The organism is Psychrobacter immobilis (assembly GCF_003148585.1).
In the GTDB taxonomy this organism is placed as follows: Bacteria; Pseudomonadota; Gammaproteobacteria; order Pseudomonadales; family Moraxellaceae; genus Psychrobacter; species Psychrobacter immobilis.
Window position 1 is genome coordinate 1 of the sequence record NZ_QGGM01000036.1, and the last position, 1,148, is coordinate 1,148.

Below are 1,148 nucleotides of genomic sequence, written 5' to 3' on the forward strand. Positions count from 1 at the left end.
TCTAACCCCCTTTGCTGACGACAATAGCATGATGGCACCACCTGATCCCTTCCCGAACTCAGAAGTGAAACATCATTGCGCCAATGGTAGTGTGGGTTCGCCCATGTGAGAGTAGGTCATCGTCAGCTCTCTATTCAAAGTAAAACCCCCCAACGTTAATTCGTTGGGGGGTTTTCTTTGTTTGCTATATACTACTTCTTTCAGAAATTATTTTTCGTTCAAGAGTTATCCATATCTTAAAGTCTCCTTTACCAACCTATGGGTATACCAATCTATGAATGAAGTATTTGGCGCAACACCTGCATCAGTCCGTATTCGATAGCGTGATGGAGTTGTATGATCCTTTCCTGAACTCAGAAGTAAAATATCGTAGCGCCAATGGTGATGTGGCTCTGGCTATGTGAGAGTAGGTCATCGTCAGTTATCTATTATAGATGGAGCCCCCAACGAATAAACGTTGGGGACTTTTTTTGTTACTAATAACATCTTCAACAATTCTCATTTAATATATTATCAACAAGTGTAGGATTATATATGGTATAACTTCTCCTATAGGATTAATAAACTTTACAATTAATTCCAAATTCATAAAATAATCCTAAACATGTATAGGAAAACTTATGACGCCAATATTTGATCAATATGCAGAGCTATCAGGTTGGTTCGATGGAGAAGATGTTTTTGATTTAAACTTACATTGAGTTGCTTTCTTAAGCGACGGTAATTTCTTTGCGTCGAATTCATTGCAGTGGTTAGGTCCATTTAATAGAGGTTCGCTACTTGATCGCAATGGTAAGCCTGTTTTATGGCTTGATGGGACTACTCCAAGTGGTGCTTTAAAACCATTTACTCCTTTGAGGCCGTTAAAGCCGTTACAACCACTTCGTCCACTGAAACCTTTAAATCTACTTCAACCTCTAAAACCATTAAATCCTTTAGGTGGATGGTCAAAATTAAATTGGAATCAGTGGCTGAATGCTTAGAAAAACTACGTTAATAGATACTTTTTTAATCAGTTATAAATAGTTTCTTTAATAGTTATTTTTTACATTATGACCCCTGCTGTCAAATCCGTACACCTAAACTTGGGAGATTTTAATTACGCAGCCTGACGGTAGAAATCAACCCAAACCTGTCTTGGCGATCTC

The 1,148-nt window shown here is 37.9% G+C and carries 1 rRNA gene and 1 pseudogene; both read left to right on the forward strand.

Going from position 1 to position 1,148, the window contains the following annotated elements:
* The first annotated feature begins 13 nt into the window (after nt 1-13).
* Nucleotides 14-128, forward strand: a 5S ribosomal RNA gene (gene rrf, locus C8D84_RS13695).
* A 585-nt stretch (nt 129-713) separates the two neighbouring features.
* Nucleotides 714-983 (forward strand): annotated as a pseudogene (locus C8D84_RS14045) (4-fold beta flower protein); the annotation flags it as partial.
* Between the last annotated feature and the right edge of the window lie 165 nt (nt 984-1,148).